Annotated in this window: 19 protein-coding genes; 9 read left to right on the plus strand and 10 right to left on the minus strand. The window is 52.7% G+C overall.

Annotated elements, in window-relative coordinates; translation table 11 throughout:
• Positions 1-52 precede the first annotated feature (52 nt).
• From KGP26_RS20540 to KGP26_RS20555, 4 genes are read right to left on the minus strand one after another with little or no spacing between them, the layout of a single operon-like run.
• Positions 53-274 carry a phage filamentation protein Fil family protein gene (locus KGP26_RS20540; RefSeq protein WP_223664548.1) on the minus strand — a complete coding sequence of 74 codons (222 nt, stop codon included), beginning with the start codon at positions 272-274 and terminating at the stop codon, positions 53-55.
• A complete protein-coding gene (locus tag KGP26_RS20545) occupies positions 274-525 on the minus strand; it encodes a hypothetical protein (protein WP_223664549.1) in 252 nt (83 codons plus the stop codon). Before KGP26_RS20545 ends, KGP26_RS20540 begins: the two co-directional genes overlap by 1 nt.
• The gene (locus KGP26_RS20550; protein WP_223664550.1) at positions 522-734 is read right to left on the minus strand and encodes a hypothetical protein; all 213 of its coding nucleotides are present in this window, start codon (positions 732-734) and stop codon (positions 522-524) included. The genes KGP26_RS20545 and KGP26_RS20550 overlap by 4 nt, the downstream gene beginning before the upstream one ends.
• Positions 735-742: 8 nt before the next feature.
• Positions 743-1,003 carry a hypothetical protein gene (locus tag KGP26_RS20555; protein WP_223664551.1) on the minus strand — a complete coding sequence of 87 codons (261 nt, stop codon included), beginning with the start codon at positions 1,001-1,003 and terminating at the stop codon, positions 743-745.
• Between the two features lie 107 nt (positions 1,004-1,110).
• Here KGP26_RS20555 and KGP26_RS20560 point away from each other — a divergent pair, with 107 nt between their 5' ends.
• The 4 genes from KGP26_RS20560 to bcp all read left to right on the plus strand — a co-directional run bounded on the left by KGP26_RS20560 (position 1,111) and on the right by bcp (position 4,285).
• Positions 1,111-1,407 (plus strand): helix-turn-helix domain-containing protein, encoded by a 297-nt coding sequence (locus tag KGP26_RS20560; RefSeq protein WP_223665680.1) that lies wholly within the window; start codon positions 1,111-1,113, stop codon positions 1,405-1,407.
• Positions 1,408-1,471: 64 nt separating this feature from the next.
• Positions 1,472-2,446, plus strand: a complete 975-nt coding sequence (locus tag KGP26_RS20565) for a tyrosine-type recombinase/integrase (RefSeq protein WP_223664552.1) — start codon at positions 1,472-1,474, stop codon at positions 2,444-2,446.
• Between the two features lie 757 nt (positions 2,447-3,203).
• Positions 3,204-3,818, plus strand: a complete 615-nt coding sequence (locus tag KGP26_RS20570; RefSeq protein WP_021807112.1) for a glycine cleavage system transcriptional repressor — start codon at positions 3,204-3,206, stop codon at positions 3,816-3,818.
• 2 nt (positions 3,819-3,820) lie between these two features.
• Positions 3,821-4,285, plus strand: a complete 465-nt coding sequence (gene bcp, locus KGP26_RS20575; protein ID WP_021178751.1) for a thioredoxin-dependent thiol peroxidase — start codon at positions 3,821-3,823, stop codon at positions 4,283-4,285.
• Between the two features lie 42 nt (positions 4,286-4,327).
• On the opposite strand, the gene KGP26_RS20580 is transcribed toward bcp, so the two are convergent.
• On the minus strand, positions 4,328-5,404 hold the full coding sequence (locus KGP26_RS20580; protein WP_021807113.1) for an AI-2E family transporter: 1,077 nt from the start codon (positions 5,402-5,404) through the stop codon (positions 4,328-4,330).
• 303 nt (positions 5,405-5,707) lie between these two features.
• On the opposite strand from KGP26_RS20580, the gene KGP26_RS20585 reads away from it, so the two are divergent.
• Both KGP26_RS20585 and arsC read left to right on the plus strand, forming a co-directional pair.
• Entirely contained in the window at positions 5,708-7,177 is a 1,470-nt protein-coding gene (locus KGP26_RS20585; protein ID WP_021178754.1) for a M48 family metallopeptidase, read from the plus strand.
• A 22-nt stretch (positions 7,178-7,199) separates the two neighbouring features.
• Complete coding sequence (gene arsC, locus KGP26_RS20590; RefSeq protein ID WP_223664553.1) at positions 7,200-7,553, plus strand: arsenate reductase (glutaredoxin); 354 nt, start codon at positions 7,200-7,202, stop codon at positions 7,551-7,553.
• 44 nt (positions 7,554-7,597) lie between these two features.
• Here arsC and KGP26_RS20595 read toward each other — a convergent pair whose 3' ends face one another.
• From KGP26_RS20595 to KGP26_RS20610, 4 genes are read right to left on the minus strand one after another with little or no spacing between them, the layout of a single operon-like run.
• Positions 7,598-8,923 (minus strand): MFS transporter, encoded by a 1,326-nt coding sequence (locus KGP26_RS20595; protein ID WP_223664554.1) that lies wholly within the window; start codon positions 8,921-8,923, stop codon positions 7,598-7,600.
• On the minus strand, positions 8,920-9,573 hold the full coding sequence (locus tag KGP26_RS20600; RefSeq protein WP_223664555.1) for a DUF4286 family protein: 654 nt from the start codon (positions 9,571-9,573) through the stop codon (positions 8,920-8,922). The genes KGP26_RS20595 and KGP26_RS20600 overlap by 4 nt, the downstream gene beginning before the upstream one ends.
• Positions 9,574-9,624: 51 nt before the next feature.
• Entirely contained in the window at positions 9,625-10,974 is a 1,350-nt protein-coding gene (locus tag KGP26_RS20605; protein ID WP_223664556.1) for an amidase, read from the minus strand.
• On the minus strand, positions 10,974-11,690 hold the full coding sequence (locus KGP26_RS20610; protein ID WP_024527061.1) for a DUF2848 domain-containing protein: 717 nt from the start codon (positions 11,688-11,690) through the stop codon (positions 10,974-10,976). The genes KGP26_RS20605 and KGP26_RS20610 overlap by 1 nt, the downstream gene beginning before the upstream one ends.
• Positions 11,691-11,815: 125 nt before the next feature.
• Between KGP26_RS20610 and KGP26_RS20615 the strand changes: the two genes are divergently transcribed.
• Positions 11,816-12,496, plus strand: coding sequence for a GntR family transcriptional regulator (locus tag KGP26_RS20615; protein WP_223664557.1), 681 nt, complete (start codon positions 11,816-11,818; stop codon positions 12,494-12,496).
• A gap of 36 nt (positions 12,497-12,532) precedes the next feature.
• On the opposite strand, the gene hda is transcribed toward KGP26_RS20615, so the two are convergent.
• Entirely contained in the window at positions 12,533-13,234 is a 702-nt protein-coding gene (gene hda, locus KGP26_RS20620) for a DnaA inactivator Hda (RefSeq protein ID WP_024484905.1), read from the minus strand.
• A 172-nt stretch (positions 13,235-13,406) separates the two neighbouring features.
• On the opposite strand from hda, the gene KGP26_RS20625 reads away from it, so the two are divergent.
• Together KGP26_RS20625 and KGP26_RS20630 are read left to right on the plus strand one after the other, a co-directional pair.
• Positions 13,407-13,904 carry a hypothetical protein gene (locus tag KGP26_RS20625; protein WP_021807118.1) on the plus strand — a complete coding sequence of 166 codons (498 nt, stop codon included), beginning with the start codon at positions 13,407-13,409 and terminating at the stop codon, positions 13,902-13,904.
• Positions 13,905-14,725: 821 nt separating this feature from the next.
• The gene (locus KGP26_RS20630; protein WP_094982749.1) at positions 14,726-15,106 is read left to right on the plus strand and encodes a helix-turn-helix domain-containing protein; all 381 of its coding nucleotides are present in this window, start codon (positions 14,726-14,728) and stop codon (positions 15,104-15,106) included.
• The last annotated feature ends 90 nt before the right edge of the window (positions 15,107-15,196 follow it).

A 15,196-nucleotide genomic window follows, 5' to 3' on the forward strand; every position in this document is an offset into this window, starting at 1 on the left:
GGATGCACTCACATATAGGGCCGGGCTTACCCCGGCTACGCTATATATGTAATCATGCGAATATGCCCATAAGCCGGGCGAACCAGCGCGGCCGGTGTAGTGGCTTTGCCATAAATGGAGTACGACACCCCTTAATGAATTGCACTTCGCTGGCCTTCGGCTGGAAGTGACGACCGTCCGGGGTTTCAATCCATCCGCGCTGGTGTTGGCGGTGGGTGATTTTCTGGCCGTTGGTCAGCATGGATGCCAGTGATGGACATTGCGCGGTTGTCATTATTCGGCTTCCTCTTCAATAAAAAGCTCAGGGGCTTTCTCTGTTCTGTTCCAGAGATCTATAGCTGCGCGAAGCGCCACCGCTTCTCTGCTACCGGCATAAGCAGCCGCGCAGGCGATATCTTGAAGCATTTCACATGCCCAATAGATTTCAGCAGGTGAATGCGGCGGAGCCTGAACGCTAGCCCGTTCCTGACGCAATGCATACATTTTGATAACGGCATTTGCGGCTTCATAAAATGGCTGTTTCATGCTGTTCCCTCGCGTTGCTGATATAACTCATCGATATAGCCAGTTGCCTGCGCCTGCGCGTCAAACTTGCCATAAGACTGATCACCCTGGCTGACGTGGTACCGCGTGACTGGCTGGAATTTATTGCGGGGCAAACGGGTGATCCCGAACCCCCGATAAACGTTGGTATGTTCACTGACCTTGGTCAGCGCGTGGGCTGGCTGGCTCATGCTCCCCCTTAAACCTTCATCCGTAGCGCTTCCTGCGCTTCTTCGTAAGCAACCAAGAACTCGTAAACCATGTTTACTTCGCGTTCTCTGCCTCTTTTCTTTTTGGAGATCGTGAGCCGCTTTTCATTGGCTTGCTGTTGCACGGTTCTGACTGATTGGCCTGTTACTTCCGCGTAAGCCGATAGCGTCAGCTTTGGCGATGGAAGGCAAAAAACTACAGGGCAATCTGGCATTTTCACCATCAACGGCTTTGGCTTGCGTGTTGTCATGGTTTATCCTTATAGATCACGCCGGATTTAACCGGACTCTTTCGGATTCAGGGGTAGTAATCACTACCCTTTAGACACAGTTTAGGGTGGTAATCTCTACCATGTCAATGAGCATAGGTGAAAAAATAAGGTCTGTTCGTGAAGCAGAAGGATTAACTCGCGTTCAATTCTTTGAATTAACAGGTATTCCATCAGGTACGCAGAAGTATTACGAAACGGGGAGGGTTGAGAGCATTGGAAGTGACATTCTTCTAAAAATCACTCAGCACCCCAGATTCGAAAAATACATGATGTGGTTAATGAGTGATAAAACGTCAGAAGTGGCGGGGCAAATATCCCCGACTCTCTCCCCTGATGGGCACAACGACACATCCAACCACCAAAAAGATCAGAAGGTTGGCTAACTGCATTGAAAATCATGAATAAATGGTCTACCGGTGGGATTTGCTACGAACGGAATTATTTTGAATGACGATCAGTAAACTGGATAACGGTAGCTACCTTGTCGACGTTCGCCCCCAGGGGCGCGGCGGTAAACGCATACGTAAGCGTTTTGACACCAAGGGGGAAGCGCAACAGTATGAACGGTGGGTGATCGCCACACAGAACAATAAAGATTGGCTGGATAAGCCAACCGATCGCCGCACCCTGGTCGAGTTCATAGAACTATGGTGGAAGTATAAAGGACAGTCTTTGAAATCCGGCGCACAAGCAAAGCTCCATTTGCTGAACATTGCCCAGGCCGTTGGTAACCCACTGGCCTCGAAAATGACTAAGGCCATGTTTTCAGATTACAGAGCAGAACAACTTAAGCGTGGTTTAAAACCTGCAACAGTGAACAAGTATCAAAAGCTGTTGAGTGGTGTTTTCACAACGTTGATTAAAGCCGGGCAGTATAAAGACGTTAACCCGATGAAAGGAATTGATTTACTTAGCAAAAATCAATCTGAAATGACCTTTCTCGCACAAGACCAAATTCACAGCTTTTTGAATGCGTTAACCGGGGATGATCTCAAAGCGGCTCGCCTATGTCTTGCCACGGGTGCGCGCTGGAACGAAGCGGCTACCTTGGCCCGTTCCGCAGTGATAAAGCATAAGGTCACATTCTTTAACACTAAGAATGGGCAAAACAGAACCGTGCCTATTTCACAATCTCTCTATGATGAGATCATGGAAGGTGATGGCAAGCGCCTATTCCCTAGCGTCAATTACTTAAACGTGCGGCGCGTTCTCAAATCGGTGATCCCCGACTTGCCAGACGGCCAAGCAACCCACGTTATGCGGCATACCTTCGCCAGTCATTTTATGATGAACGGCGGCAACATCCTGACATTACAGAAAATACTAGGACATTCGTCTATTGTGCAAACGATGACTTACGCCCACTTTGCCCCGGATTATCTCAATGATGCAGTGCGGTTAAATCCTTTGGAAAATCAATAAAAACGAAAACAAAAAAACCACCCTAAGGTGGTTTCTTTGTTCCTCCAAGATTAGCGGTCTTAGAGGAAGTATTACGCAAGCACAAGACAGGTATGACTATAAACCTACGCAGTGCTTTTTTCAACCCAATTAGCCCCTATAGGCAGCTATAAGTAGCTCATAGAATCCCTACAAATCCGCACAACCTTAAAACAGCCTTGATGTGATGCGTACAAGTTAGATCAAGGATGTTATTATCCTCGCTGGCCCCTATCGCCGACTAGCAATCGGTCACCGGCCCTAGGATAGGGAATCCAAACGCCGTAAACGCAAGCACAAGACATGCTTGTATCGCTGTCGTTTTGCCGGTGGGGCAATCAGGGATTGCGGTTTAATCGGAACCGCACAATGAAAAAACACATCTGTGTTGTACTCATTGTTTTTGGTGGGATTTTTGGTCTAGATAGCGGGGGCTGGTCAATCACTAGCAACCAGATCAGCATCAATGTGAACATTCAAAACAAGTAGCCACTAGCCGCCCTTCGGGGCGGCTTTTTACTTGTGATTGCCCTAACAAAAGTGATCCACATTTTGCCCAAAATACCCGGATTGCACCGGACTTAATCGGATTTAAAACGTTTGTGAATAGCGGTCTGATAAGGGTTAATGCAGTAATGGCGCGGGTTAAAAACTTTTGAATAGGTTCCCATGGTACTTTTGTCACCTATCCAAAAGCAAGCAAACAACGTGTCTAAGCGCTTGGCAGGCGGTTTTTTTTATGTTTACCTTGGTAACCCCATTCAGCACGACAGGAAGCTGCATTTTGCCTAAGCCTGATGAACACTATCTGGTGATCACCGCACTGGGCGCCGATCGCCCCGGTATCGTCAACGCCATCACCCGCCACGTCAGTAGCTGCGGGTGCAATATCGAAGATAGCCGTCTGGCCATGCTGGGTGAAGAGTTCACCTTCATCATGCTGCTTTCAGGTAGCTGGAACGCGATTACCCTGATCGAATCCACTTTGCCGCAAAAAGGCGCCGAGCTGGATTTACTGATCGTGATGAAACGCACAAACTCGCAAGAAAGACCGCCAATGCCAGCTACAGTGTGGGTACAGGTTGAGGTAAAAGACTCCCCGCATATCATCGAGCGGTTTACCGGCCTGTTTGATTCGAGCCAGATGAACATTGCCGAGCTGGTGTCACGGACTCAGCCAGCACAGGGGGATCAGCCCTCCCAGCTCTATATCCAGATCACCGCCCACAGTTCAGGTGGCCAGGATGCAACAAATATTGAACAAGCCTTTTATCGCCTATGTACAGAATTGAATGCGCAAGGCAGTATTAGCGTGGTGAACTATCCACAGCATGATGAGAGAGATGGAGAGTAGTTATGAGCCCATTGAAAGCCGGTGATACAGCGCCGAAATTTAGTTTACTCGACCAGGATGGCGAGGAAATTAATTTGGCCGACTTCCAGGGACAACGAGTACTGGTTTATTTTTATCCCAAAGCCATGACGCCAGGTTGCACCGTGCAAGCCTGTGGGTTACGGGACAACATGGATGAATTGAAAAAAGCGGGCGTCGAAGTGCTGGGTATCAGCACCGATAAACCCGAAAAGCTCTCGCGTTTTGTTGAGAAAGAACTGCTCAATTTCACGCTGCTATCCGACGAAGATCATCAGGTAGCTCAGCAGTTTGGCGTTTGGGGCGAGAAAACCTTCATGGGCAAAACCTATGACGGCATTCACCGTATCAGTTTCCTGATCGGCACCGACGGCAAGGTTGAAAAAGTGTTCGATGATTTCAAGACCACCAATCACCACGAAATCGTTCTGAACTACCTGCAGCAGTAAAGGGTAAAGCGCAGCAACATGAGTTGCTGCGCTTTATTTTTCTCACTTCACCTCATCCCCCACATCCACCAGCATGTCATCCGGCCAGGCGTGGATCACGGCTTTCACCAGCGTCGCTAACGGGATGGCGAAGAATACGCCCCAGAACCCCCACAGGCCGCCGAAGATAATCACCGAGAGTATGATCACCAGCGGATGCAGGTTGACCGCCTCGGAGAACAAGATCGGCACCAGCAGGTTGCCATCCAACCCTTGCACCACCAGATAAGCGATAATCAGCGTCCAGAAGTCGGCACCAATGCCCCACTGGAACATCGCCACCACCACCACCGGGATCGTCACCAGCACCGCGCCGATGTAAGGGATCAGCACCGAAAGGCCGACCAACACCGCCAATAACAGGGAATAACGCATATCCAGGATGAAGAACACCAGATAGGTCGCCACCCCGACGATCACCATCTCCAGCACCTTGCCGCGAATATAGTTGGTGATCTGTTGGTTCATCTCGACCCATACCTGCCCTGCCAACCCACGGTTGCGCGGCAGCACGCGGCGCACCGCATTGATCATCTGCTCTTTGTCCTTCAGCAGGAAGAACGCCATCAACGGGACCAGGATCAGATAGATGGCCAGCGTCAGCAGCCCAACCAGTGAGGCCAGCGAGAATTTCACCACCGACTCACCCATGCCCGACAGACGCTCACGCAGGTTCTGCGCCATCATATCAATGATACCTGCATCCACCAGCGCCGGGTAGCGTGTCGGCAAGGTCGCCGCATAGTTGTAGAACTGATTGAGCATGCCCGGTAAATCGGTCATCAGGTTGATGCCCTGCTGCCAGGCGGTTGGCGCGACCACGAAGACCAACAGCATGGCAATACCGCCAAACACGATCAGCATGATACTTGCCGCCCAGGTGCGCGAACATCCCAGACGCTGAAGGCGAGCGGTAGGCCACTCCAGCAGGTAAGCAAGCACTAGCGCCACCAGCAAGGGGGTCAAGATACCGTGAAAAAAATAAAGGATGCAGAACCCGGCAACCAGGATCACCAGCAACGCAATAGCTTGTGGATCGGTGAAACGACGTCGGTACCACTGTAATAACAACTCCAACATCAGAGATTGCTCCTTATTCCATCAATGGGGGTGAGGCTCGCCAGTCCCTATGCGGCCGAGCAGATATGACATGATTTTTAGATAATTTTAGCCCGGTTATCACCGTGCAGACGTTTCAATGTGGGTTGTGGCTGGCTATGATGTGATAACGTTTGCCGCTCAGGCGCACGATCCCCTGAAAATGCATTTTTGTGAGCCAACGCACTTTCGCGCTGATTGTACTGGAGAGTCTGGCACGGAAGAAGAACTCTTATCTGATACTGACGTCTTACTTGATGACTTTATTGAGGGAATGACCTGACTATGACCATCCGGTTGACTAAAACAGCGTTAACAGTCCTGCTGCTCGGCTCACTTTGCACCTCTGCGTTGGCGCCGGTTAACGCCCAAACGCAAGACCAACTGCCGGATATGGGGACTTCCGCGGGGGGGACGTTGAGCATCGGCCAGGAACTGACCATGGGCGATTTTTACGTGCGGCAGCTACGCGCAAGCGCCCCGTTGATCAACGATCCGCTATTGACCCAATATATCAACCAGTTGGGTAACCGGCTGGTCGCCAGCGCCTATTCGGTGCGCACCCCGTTCCACTTCTTTCTAGTCCGTAACGACGAGATCAACGCCTTTGCCTTCTTCGGCGGCAACGTGGTGCTGCACTCGGCCCTGTTCCGTGAAACCGACAACGAGAGCCAACTGGCCTCGGTCCTGGCGCACGAAATCTCACACGTGACCCAGCGCCATCTGGCCCGCGCAATGGAAGACCAGCAACGCAACGCACCACTGACCTGGGTGGGCGCACTGGGCTCTATCCTGCTGGCGATGGCCAACCCAACCATGGGCATGGCGGCGCTGAGCGGTACGCTGGCGGGAACGCAGCAGGGGATGATCAGCTTCACCCAGGCAAATGAACAAGAGGCCGACCGTATCGGTATTCAGGTATTGCAGCGCGCCGGGTTCGATCCCGAAGCGATGCCAGACTTCTTGCAAAGGCTGGCCGATCAGTCCCGCTATGCCTCAAAACCACCGGAAATGCTGCTGACGCACCCATTGCCAGACAGCCGGCTTTCGGACGCCCGCAACCGCGCCAACCAAATGCCGCGCCATCTGGTGCAATCCAGCCAAGACTATCTGCTAGCAAGGGTACGTACGCTGGGCATGTACAGCTCGGAAGGCTATGGTCTGAGCGAAGACCTGCTGAACACTTACAGCAAAGGCAACATTCGCGAGCAAATAGCCGCCAAATATGGCCGGGCGATCCTGTTCTATGAAGCCAAGAAATACGACGAAGCGCGCAATCTTATTCAGCCCCTACTGGCAAAAGATCCGAAAAACGTCTGGATGCTGGATCTGCTGACCGACATCGATCTGGGTCAGAATAAGGCGGCTCAGGCTATTGCTCGCCTTGAGGCGGTCAATGCGGCGCAAAGCAATAACCCGGTGTTGCTGCTCAATCTGGCAAACGCCTACGTTGAGGGTAATCAACCCGCTCAAGCGTCAAAAATCCTCAACCGATATACCTTTGCCCATCCGGACGATCCGAACGGCTGGGATCTGTTGGCTCAGGCCAGTGCCGCCCAAGGTCTACGCGATGAAGAACTTTCCGCCCGGGCAGAAAGCCTGGCGCTGGCAGGCCGTCTGGATCAGGCGATCGGTTTACTCAGCAACGCCAGCTCATTACAAAAACTGGGCAGCCTGAAACAGGCTCGTTATGACGCGCGGATTGACCAACTGCGTCAGTTGCAAAGAACCTTCAGCAAGTTCCAACGCACTTGATTTGAACAAGGAAAGAGAAAAAATGAAAAACGTCACTATTTATCACAACCCACGCTGCTCGAAGAGCCGTGAGACGCTGGCACTGCTGGAACAGCATGGCGTTGAACCGCAGGTGGTGCTGTATCTGGATACGCCGCCTTCCGTCGCCGAGCTGAAAAAGCTGTTGCAAGAGCTCGGTTTCGCTTCAGCACGTGAACTGATGCGTAAGAAAGAAGATCTCTACAAGGAGCTGGGGCTGGCGGATGAAATCCTGAGTGAAGAACAACTGCTGCAAGCGATGGTGAGCAATCCGAAACTGATCGAACGCCCAATCGTGGTGAAAGGAGGCAAAGCCCGTATTGGCAGGCCACCAGAGCAGGTACTGGAGATCTTGTGATCCCCTGACGTTAAGCCGGGCGTTCACCCGCCCGGCTGCTGTATTTACAACGGTTTATGCGCTGTTTCCCGGGCGGCGAGCAAGGCCCACAAGGTAATTAACAGCGCCAGCACAACGTAGGCCGAAATCGCCAGCGTGCTGTCAAAAGAAGTGAATAACGAAGCAATGATCAACGGCGCAAAGCCACCTCCTACGATCCCCGCCAGAGTATAAGCCAGCGAAGAACCTGCATAGCGCACCCTAGTCGGGAACTGTTCGGTGATAAAGGCCGCCTGCGGGCCGAACATCGCCGCATGGATCAGTAGGCCAACCACCACCGCGGTACAAATCAACACCGGCTGACTGCTATCGAGCAACACGAAGAAGGCAAAAGCCCAGACTATCCCCGCCAGTGCGCCGCCGATATACACTGGCCGGCGGCCTAAGCGATCGGATAAGGCGCCAAACATCGGTACGGTAATCGCGTTGCCTATCGCCCCCAGCATGGTGGCAGTCAGCGCTAGTGGCCGTGGCAAGTTCAGCACCGTGGTCACGTAAGTTAGGGTAAACACCACCACCAACGCGTACAATACGTCGGAGCCAATGCGCGAACCACCGGCGATCAGCAGCGAACGTGGGTGTTGGGTGAAAACCTCGCGGATCGGCGAATGGGTAACATCCTTCGACGCTTCCAATTTCAGGAATGCCGGTGTTTCCCCGACTCCACGGCGCAACCACAGGCCAAAAACCACCAGCACCAGGCTCAACAGGAACGGAATACGCCATCCCCACTGTTGGAAATCGTCTGCCGACATCGCCATGGTCACCAACGCGATCAGCCCGGTGCCAATCAGCGAACCACAGGAGGGACCAACCTGCGCAAATGAGGCGTTACGCCCACGCTGATGTGGCTTACCGTGTTCCATCGAAAGCAGCACGGCTCCAGCCCATTCCCCACCCAGCGCAATGCCCTGGATAAAGCGTAGTGCCACCAGCAGCAGCGGGCTCCAAATCCCCCAACTTGCATAGCCGGGCAGTAACCCCATCAGCGTGGTGGTCACACCCATGATCACCAACGTGGCAACCAGCACAAAACGCCGTCCCAACACGTCGCCAAGATGCCCGAAGACGATGCCGCCGATGGGCCGTGAAACATAGCCGACCGCATAAGTGGAAAACGCCAGAATGGTGCCGACCAACGGATCGAATGACGGGAAGAAAACATGGTTGAAAATCAACGCCGCCATGATGTTGTAAACGGTGAAGTCATACCATTCCAGCGCGGTACCTATCGAACTGGCGGCCGCCAACCTGCCGGTTTTAGGAGGATCGACGGCGTGATCTTTCACCGATAAGTCCACAATCGGCGTTTCAGTGGTGGACGTATTCATGATGCCAGCTCCTGTGAGGTCAGTTGCCAGCCAAGTGCGTAATGCACCGCCTCGCCAGCAGGGATTTTCAACATGCGGTAAGCCAGCCCACTCAAACGCTGCCCCGCCTCTGCGCTACTGCTTTCGATCAACACCATCGGTAACAGCTGACGATTGTCCCGCGACTCTTGCGGAAGCGGTGAACTGAGCTCGGCGTTCGGCAACAGTAGGCTGCTGCGCACAAAACCCGGCTGTTCAGCCAACATGGAACCCAGGTGCTTAACATCGTTTTTCAGAACATCCTGCTCACTCACAGCCAGCGTGATGATGCTCAGATGGCTACCACTGCCCTGGCCGGTGACGGCTTCAACCGTGCAAACCCGGCGCATGGGATCGCGCATCTTGCCCAGGCAGGCAACCGACCACGGCGTCTGTTGGGTAAAAGCGTTGCGATAGGCCTGGGAGGTAAAACTGGCCAGAGAGGCGGTTTTATACAGCCCGAGGTATTTGCGCCCCCCCTGTAGCGCCTGATAGCGCGTACCGGAGAGAAAACCGGGAACACGCACCCGCTCTTCCACGTGTTCACGGTCGTACCACTGATTGAAATCCGCCTCATCCTGCGCGGCGACATCCGTTGCAACAAACAGCATTCCGTTCGGGGAACCGATCATGGGTATTCTCCTGGTAGAGTCAGTAAGGCAAGGTGGCACCCTGCCGAAAAATCACGCGCCGGCAAGGCAACGTTCGATTGCCAGCGCCCAACCCAGCAGCGCCTGGTCATGCATGGGTAACCCGGCCACCATCAGGCCGACGGGGGCCTCACCTGGCCGCTGGCAGGGTAGTGATAACGCACAGCCGTCGAGGAAATTGATGACGGAAGGATTACGCAGCGCGGCACCGTTGGCACGGAAATAAGCTTCGTCGTCCTCTGCCAGTTCGGCAAGGGTTGGTGCTATCAGCGGCACGGTTGGCATCAACAAGGCGTCAAAGCCTTGCACTCTGGCCGTCACCCTCTGCTGCCAACTGGCACGCAACTGCCGTAGCTGCTGAAGATCGCTCTCGCCCAACGGCTGGCCACGGCGAATGCGTGACAGCACCCGGGGGTCATAACCCTCGGCATATTCGGCAATCAACGGCTGGTGCCAATGCCAAGACTCCAGTGCCGTAAAACCACCGGCACCATTGATCTCCGCCAATTCGGCGAATTCGCTGCAAGGGATAGCTTCAATCTGCGCACCGGCCTGGGCCAAACGTTTCAAGGTGCGCTCAAACGCCGCTGCAACCTCTTCGTCCAAGCTATCCAGCACTAACGTTTGCGGGACGGCAAAACGTGCACTCTCCAAGGATTGTGACTCAGGCCGTAGCGCTTGCTCGGCGATCGCCGCATCCAGTGCGATACAGCTGGCAACGTCATGAGCAATCACCCCAATAGAGTCCAGCGAAGGCGACAACGGCAGCAGTCCACCGCTGGCCATTCGACGGGCGGTAGGCTTATAGCCGGTCAAGCCACAGAAAGCGGCCGGAATACGTACCGATCCCCCGGTATCACTGCCAACAGCACCGCAGCACATACCGTCGGCTACCGAGACTGCCGCACCGGAAGACGATCCGCCGGGGATACGCCGGACGGCACGATCCCAAGGATTTGCAGGGGTACCAAAATGCGGATTGAGTCCCAGCCCGGAGTAGGCGAACTCGGTCATGTTGGTTTTACCGATCACCACCGCTCCCGCCTGCAACAGACGCTCCACTATCGCAGCGTGCTTCTTGGCCACCGCAGCATCAGCCAGCACCCAAGAACCGGCGGTAGTCACCTGTCCGCTCACGTCAAACAGGTCTTTGATCGAAACCGGCACGCCATCCAAAGGGGACAGCGGTTTGCCTGCTGCACGACGTTGGTCAGCCGCCAGCGCCTGCTGTTGTGCCCATTCGGCATACACCTGAGTAAAAGTACGCTCCCCTTCCCCTTGCGGATCGACGATCTGCGCCATGGCATCGGCGATCAACTGCCTAGAGGTAAACTCTCCACTAGCCAACCCGGCGGCGGCCTGCACAAGCGTTAATTTCGCCATCACGCCACCACCGGCAGTTCGATACTGCGATAGCTATGGGCGATGGTGCGCCCCAACACCTCATCCACCAGTTCCATACGGAACTCGGCTGAGGGCCGGATCCCCCCGATTGCCGCCACTGTGCCGCAGGTCATTGCCAGGCCGTCACTTGGTACCTGGGGGAACGCCATGCCGCTTTCTGGCAGTTGCTGCCCACCAAGATAGCGTTCGAGCAAATCACCGGGAGTGCGCAGGCTGGCGAGAGTCCCCTGCTGATAAAGCTGAAACGCGCCATTTTCCTTAACCCATGAACGCAGGATCAAGGAGTCCCAGTGATCGCTCACTTCGTGTAAAGGCCAGGCAGCACGCGCTACCGGTTTAACGCAGATCTGCTTGGACAGTGCTACGCTGTGTACTTCCAACTGACGATCGGTATGATCGGACGCTAATGAGACATACAGCTCGCCGCCATGGCTGAAAATGAGCGGTTCCGCTTCGCCGGAGGTCGCCTCGCCGATCACTTCGATGCAATCGCCTTGGCTGAGTTGATTAACCGCCACACGGTAAAACAGCGGGACGCTGCTGGGTTGAGGGACACCCAGCTCGGCCAGTTCCTGGATATGATGTTGAATTGCCTTATAATCGCGACCGGTCCAGCCAGCGATGACCAGATGATCGATGTCAGCATCCAGCGTCTTGGCACTACAGGTTTCTGGTAAAGTAAAGGTCAGCCTCATGGCAATTGTGTCCCTTTAGTTAAAATGGTGTGAAATTTCACTATATCTTCAGTTAACAACTAAGCGACTGCCATGTGACGTTTTTGTGTACCATGTCTAAAAATTTCTTCTTGCAGGAGTAGTATGTGAAGACCATTGACGCAGAGGATCGAGGGTTCCCGGTAGCAGATGAAGCCGGTTTGTCACTCAATGAAGTGGCCTACCGCCGCTTCAAGCAGGCATTGGTGACGTTAAGTTACAAACCGGGTGAATACCTCAATACCGCGCAGGTAATGGGTGAGCTGGATATGGGCAGAACACCGATCAATCAGGCGATCCACCGTCTGGCGAATGAGGGCTTGCTGCAGGTGATCCCGCGCAAAGGGGTGATGGTCTCGCCGCTGTCGATAGACGATGCGTTAGAGTTGATTGATGTCCGGCTGGCCAATGAAATGCTGTGTATGCGCCTGGCCAGTGCCAAGATCACCCAGGCACAGGTTGCCGCGCTGAACGCACTGAACCAGCAGATCGAAACCGCCAGCCAGGATCGTGACCGTGTGCGGATGATGACGCTGGATCATCAGTTCCATCAGGAGCTGGCACAGATTGCCGGAAATAACATGCTGGCGGATATTCTGAGCGTACTGCACGCCAGAGCCCAACGTTTCTGGGCCAGCACGCTGTCGCGAGAAGGGCATATGCAGGAAGTTATCGATGAACACCGGGCGATTATCAGCGCGTTGGCCGCACAGGACAGCGACGCCGCCGCCAGCGCTGCGCAGGCGCACATCCTGTCATTCCGCAGTGCGTTATTGCACGAAGGCTGAATAGTCTAAAGAGTGGGAGTGAGGAAGAGTGGCTGGCTACAGCCCCAGGATTTCCTTCACAAATGGAATCGTCAGCTTGCGTTGTGCCGTGATGGACGCACGATCCAACTGATCGAGCGTCATAAACAGCGTGCGCATTTCACGATCCAGTCGCTTGAGCAGGAAACGGCCCACGTCTTCCGGCAGTTCAAAACCACGCAGTTTGGCACGCAACTGTAACGCCTGTAGTTTCTCTTCGTCCGACAGTGGCTGTAGCTTGTAGATCTGCCCCCAATCCAGGCGCGAGGCCAGATCCGGCAAATGCAGATTTAGCTGGCGCGGCGGACGATCGCCAGTGATAAACAGGCGGGTGCGGCCAGTTTCCAGAATGCGGTTATAGAGATTGAAAATCGCCATTTCCCATTCCTCATCACCGGCAATGCATTCGATGTTATCGATGCAGACCAACGCCAGCTGTTCCATGCCGTCCAGCACTTCGGGCACAAAATAGGCGCGCTTATCCAGGGGCACATAGCCTACCGCTTCGCCACGCTGCGAGAGTTCGGCACAGGCCGCATGCAACAAATGGCTGCGTCCCCCGCCTTCGCGTGACCAGAAATAGATGTAGCTACCATGCTCCTGACGGACTGCGGATTGGATCGCGGCTAACAAGGATGGGTTCTCACCCGGATAAAAACTGGCAAAAGTTTCATCATCGGGTAGATAAAGTGGCAGTGACAGCTGTGCCGGCGTATTCAGAAAAGCACCTCAACCAAAACTGGCAGGAAAACGCAATGAGTCTACCACAGAAAGCAACCGCTGTTGAACCCGCCATGAGAACAACGCGATTTAGTTGCCAAATTTGTCTTATACGACAAAGCTGTTCTAAGATAAGTCGTACAAATTGACGATCACCGAAAGGAGTTAGACCGTGAAAGCGTGGAATAAAGTGCTATTGGCCTCAATGGTAGGTTTACTGCTGGTGGGCTGCGATGATGCCAAGGTCGATTCCCACCTGGATAAGGCCAAAGACAGTGCCGAACAAATGAAAGATGCGGCGGAAAAGAAAGCGGATCAACTGACCGACGATGCCAAGGCCAAAGCGGAAGAAATCAAGCAGGCTGCAGCGGCCCAGACGGAACAGCTGAAGGATCAGGCTTCCGCCATTAAAGATGACGCCGCCAAGCAGGCAGATGCCCTCACTGATGAGGCCAAGGCCAAAGCTGCAGCGATCAAACAGGATGCAGACAAACAAAGCCAGCAGCTGATCGATCAGGCCAAAAACATCAAGGCCGATGCGATTAACGGAGCTAACGATCTGGCACAACAGGCCAAGGCAAAAACCGAACAGCTCAAGAACAGCATGGACAATAAGGCTCAACAAGCCGACGGTAAAACCGAACAGCCGGCCCAACCCGCCAATCAATAAACAGAGTTGCTCTGTATGGGCGCGGCATGTGCTGCGCCCGCTTGGCTACCCGCCCGTCATTTCTTTCCTGCCTTCCCACCCCTCTATTTACCAAAACCGGTGTTAAAGTGTCTGATATACCTTCCATCAAATAGACTTGGCCAAACCCACTTTTGGCGTATGGCCCAAGCGTTATCATTAATGTGAAGATTAACACCTCATTAAGATTTTTCTGGTTAATGAGGTGCAATCTGCCTCTGTTAAATGCCCCAATAAAAAACCGCCTAAAAACCAAAAAAGCAACATTATAAATACAATTAGTTTACACCAATACCTTATAGGTTAGTTAGGCCATCTCATTGAGATAGAATGATAAACTTTGAGTTTTATACCGCTGGATACTCCGTAATATGAGCCTGACAAACGGGAATCGCAGCTTGAACAGGTTCAGTATTCTCTGATGAGTCAGAAATTAAAACGGCTATAAATCTTCCAAGATTATTGGCCACAAAATAAGAATCAACGCAATTGCAGATTTATACATAAGTAATTGAATAAATTAAACTTACAAAACAAGAAAGCATTTTATACCAATTTAAATTTATTTTTAAAATTTTATGCTAGGGTAAAGACCATGATCAGTTGCAGCACAAAATTTAGCCCTCCTTGATTTGGCGGTTTTTATATCCAATAAAGTGAAGTTGTTTAGTCAAAAACTCCATTTTGTTACAAAATGGAAACCCTAAGATCAGGATATCAAACGTATTGTTTTATATGAGTATGAACATAGAATTGTCTTACCAACGGATAGGCTCTCTACCTAATAACAGGAGTTTTAGGAAATGGATAGGAAAAAACTATTTGGCTTCTGGGTTGAGCCGGATCTGCAAATCGATGTCAAGCATAACAGGATAGTTCGTCTCAGCACGGACAAACCTAGCGCCAACTTCTCCTGCGCGATCGTCTCGTTAAAAGAAGTGACGATGGCCATACTCACCTATTTACTCAAGCATGCCGGAGACAAGTATGTCAGCCGTCAGGAATTGCTAAGCGAGGTCATTGGCAAGATGAACTATTCATCTTCCAACCAATTCCTGTGGCAAGAACTCAAAGAACTTAAGTCAAAACTGGCGTTATTGGGTATTTCAGAAGAAATTATCATTACATCCAGAAGCAAAGGCGTCAGTATTTCAAGGGCCGATATAAAAACGCTTTACTATTAAAAATGGTCTAACAAGCAATACACTCAGCCAAGAGTCCGATTATCAACTTGCAGTTAAAAACAGTAAGCCAGGTTAATATTAACCCTGGTC

Source organism: Serratia sp. JSRIV002 (assembly GCF_019968725.1).
In the GTDB taxonomy this organism is placed as follows: domain Bacteria; phylum Pseudomonadota; class Gammaproteobacteria; order Enterobacterales; family Enterobacteriaceae; genus Chania; species Chania fonticola_B.

Bases quoted from the DNA above. Each gene is read 5' to 3' on its own strand.
- KGP26_RS20540 (WP_223664548.1), bottom strand. From the start codon at position 274: ATGACAACCGCGCAATGTCCATCACTGGCATCCATGCTGACCAACGGC.
- KGP26_RS20545 (WP_223664549.1), bottom strand. From the start codon at position 525: ATGAAACAGCCATTTTATGAAGCCGCAAATGCCGTTATCAAAATGTAT.
- KGP26_RS20550 (WP_223664550.1), bottom strand. From the start codon at position 734: ATGAGCCAGCCAGCCCACGCGCTGACCAAGGTCAGTGAACATACCAAC.
- KGP26_RS20555 (WP_223664551.1), bottom strand. From the start codon at position 1,003: ATGACAACACGCAAGCCAAAGCCGTTGATGGTGAAAATGCCAGATTGC.
- KGP26_RS20560 (WP_223665680.1), top strand. From the start codon at position 1,111: ATGAGCATAGGTGAAAAAATAAGGTCTGTTCGTGAAGCAGAAGGATTA.
- KGP26_RS20565 (WP_223664552.1), top strand. From the start codon at position 1,472: ATGACGATCAGTAAACTGGATAACGGTAGCTACCTTGTCGACGTTCGC.
- KGP26_RS20570 (WP_021807112.1), top strand. From the start codon at position 3,204: ATGTTTACCTTGGTAACCCCATTCAGCACGACAGGAAGCTGCATTTTG.
- bcp (WP_021178751.1), top strand. From the start codon at position 3,821: ATGAGCCCATTGAAAGCCGGTGATACAGCGCCGAAATTTAGTTTACTC.
- KGP26_RS20580 (WP_021807113.1), bottom strand. From the start codon at position 5,404: ATGTTGGAGTTGTTATTACAGTGGTACCGACGTCGTTTCACCGATCCA.
- KGP26_RS20585 (WP_021178754.1), top strand. From the start codon at position 5,708: ATGACCATCCGGTTGACTAAAACAGCGTTAACAGTCCTGCTGCTCGGC.
- arsC (WP_223664553.1), top strand. From the start codon at position 7,200: ATGAAAAACGTCACTATTTATCACAACCCACGCTGCTCGAAGAGCCGT.
- KGP26_RS20595 (WP_223664554.1), bottom strand. From the start codon at position 8,923: ATGAATACGTCCACCACTGAAACGCCGATTGTGGACTTATCGGTGAAA.
- KGP26_RS20600 (WP_223664555.1), bottom strand. From the start codon at position 9,573: ATGATCGGTTCCCCGAACGGAATGCTGTTTGTTGCAACGGATGTCGCC.
- KGP26_RS20605 (WP_223664556.1), bottom strand. From the start codon at position 10,974: ATGGCGAAATTAACGCTTGTGCAGGCCGCCGCCGGGTTGGCTAGTGGA.
- KGP26_RS20610 (WP_024527061.1), bottom strand. From the start codon at position 11,690: ATGAGGCTGACCTTTACTTTACCAGAAACCTGTAGTGCCAAGACGCTG.
- KGP26_RS20630 (WP_094982749.1), top strand. From the start codon at position 14,726: ATGGATAGGAAAAAACTATTTGGCTTCTGGGTTGAGCCGGATCTGCAA.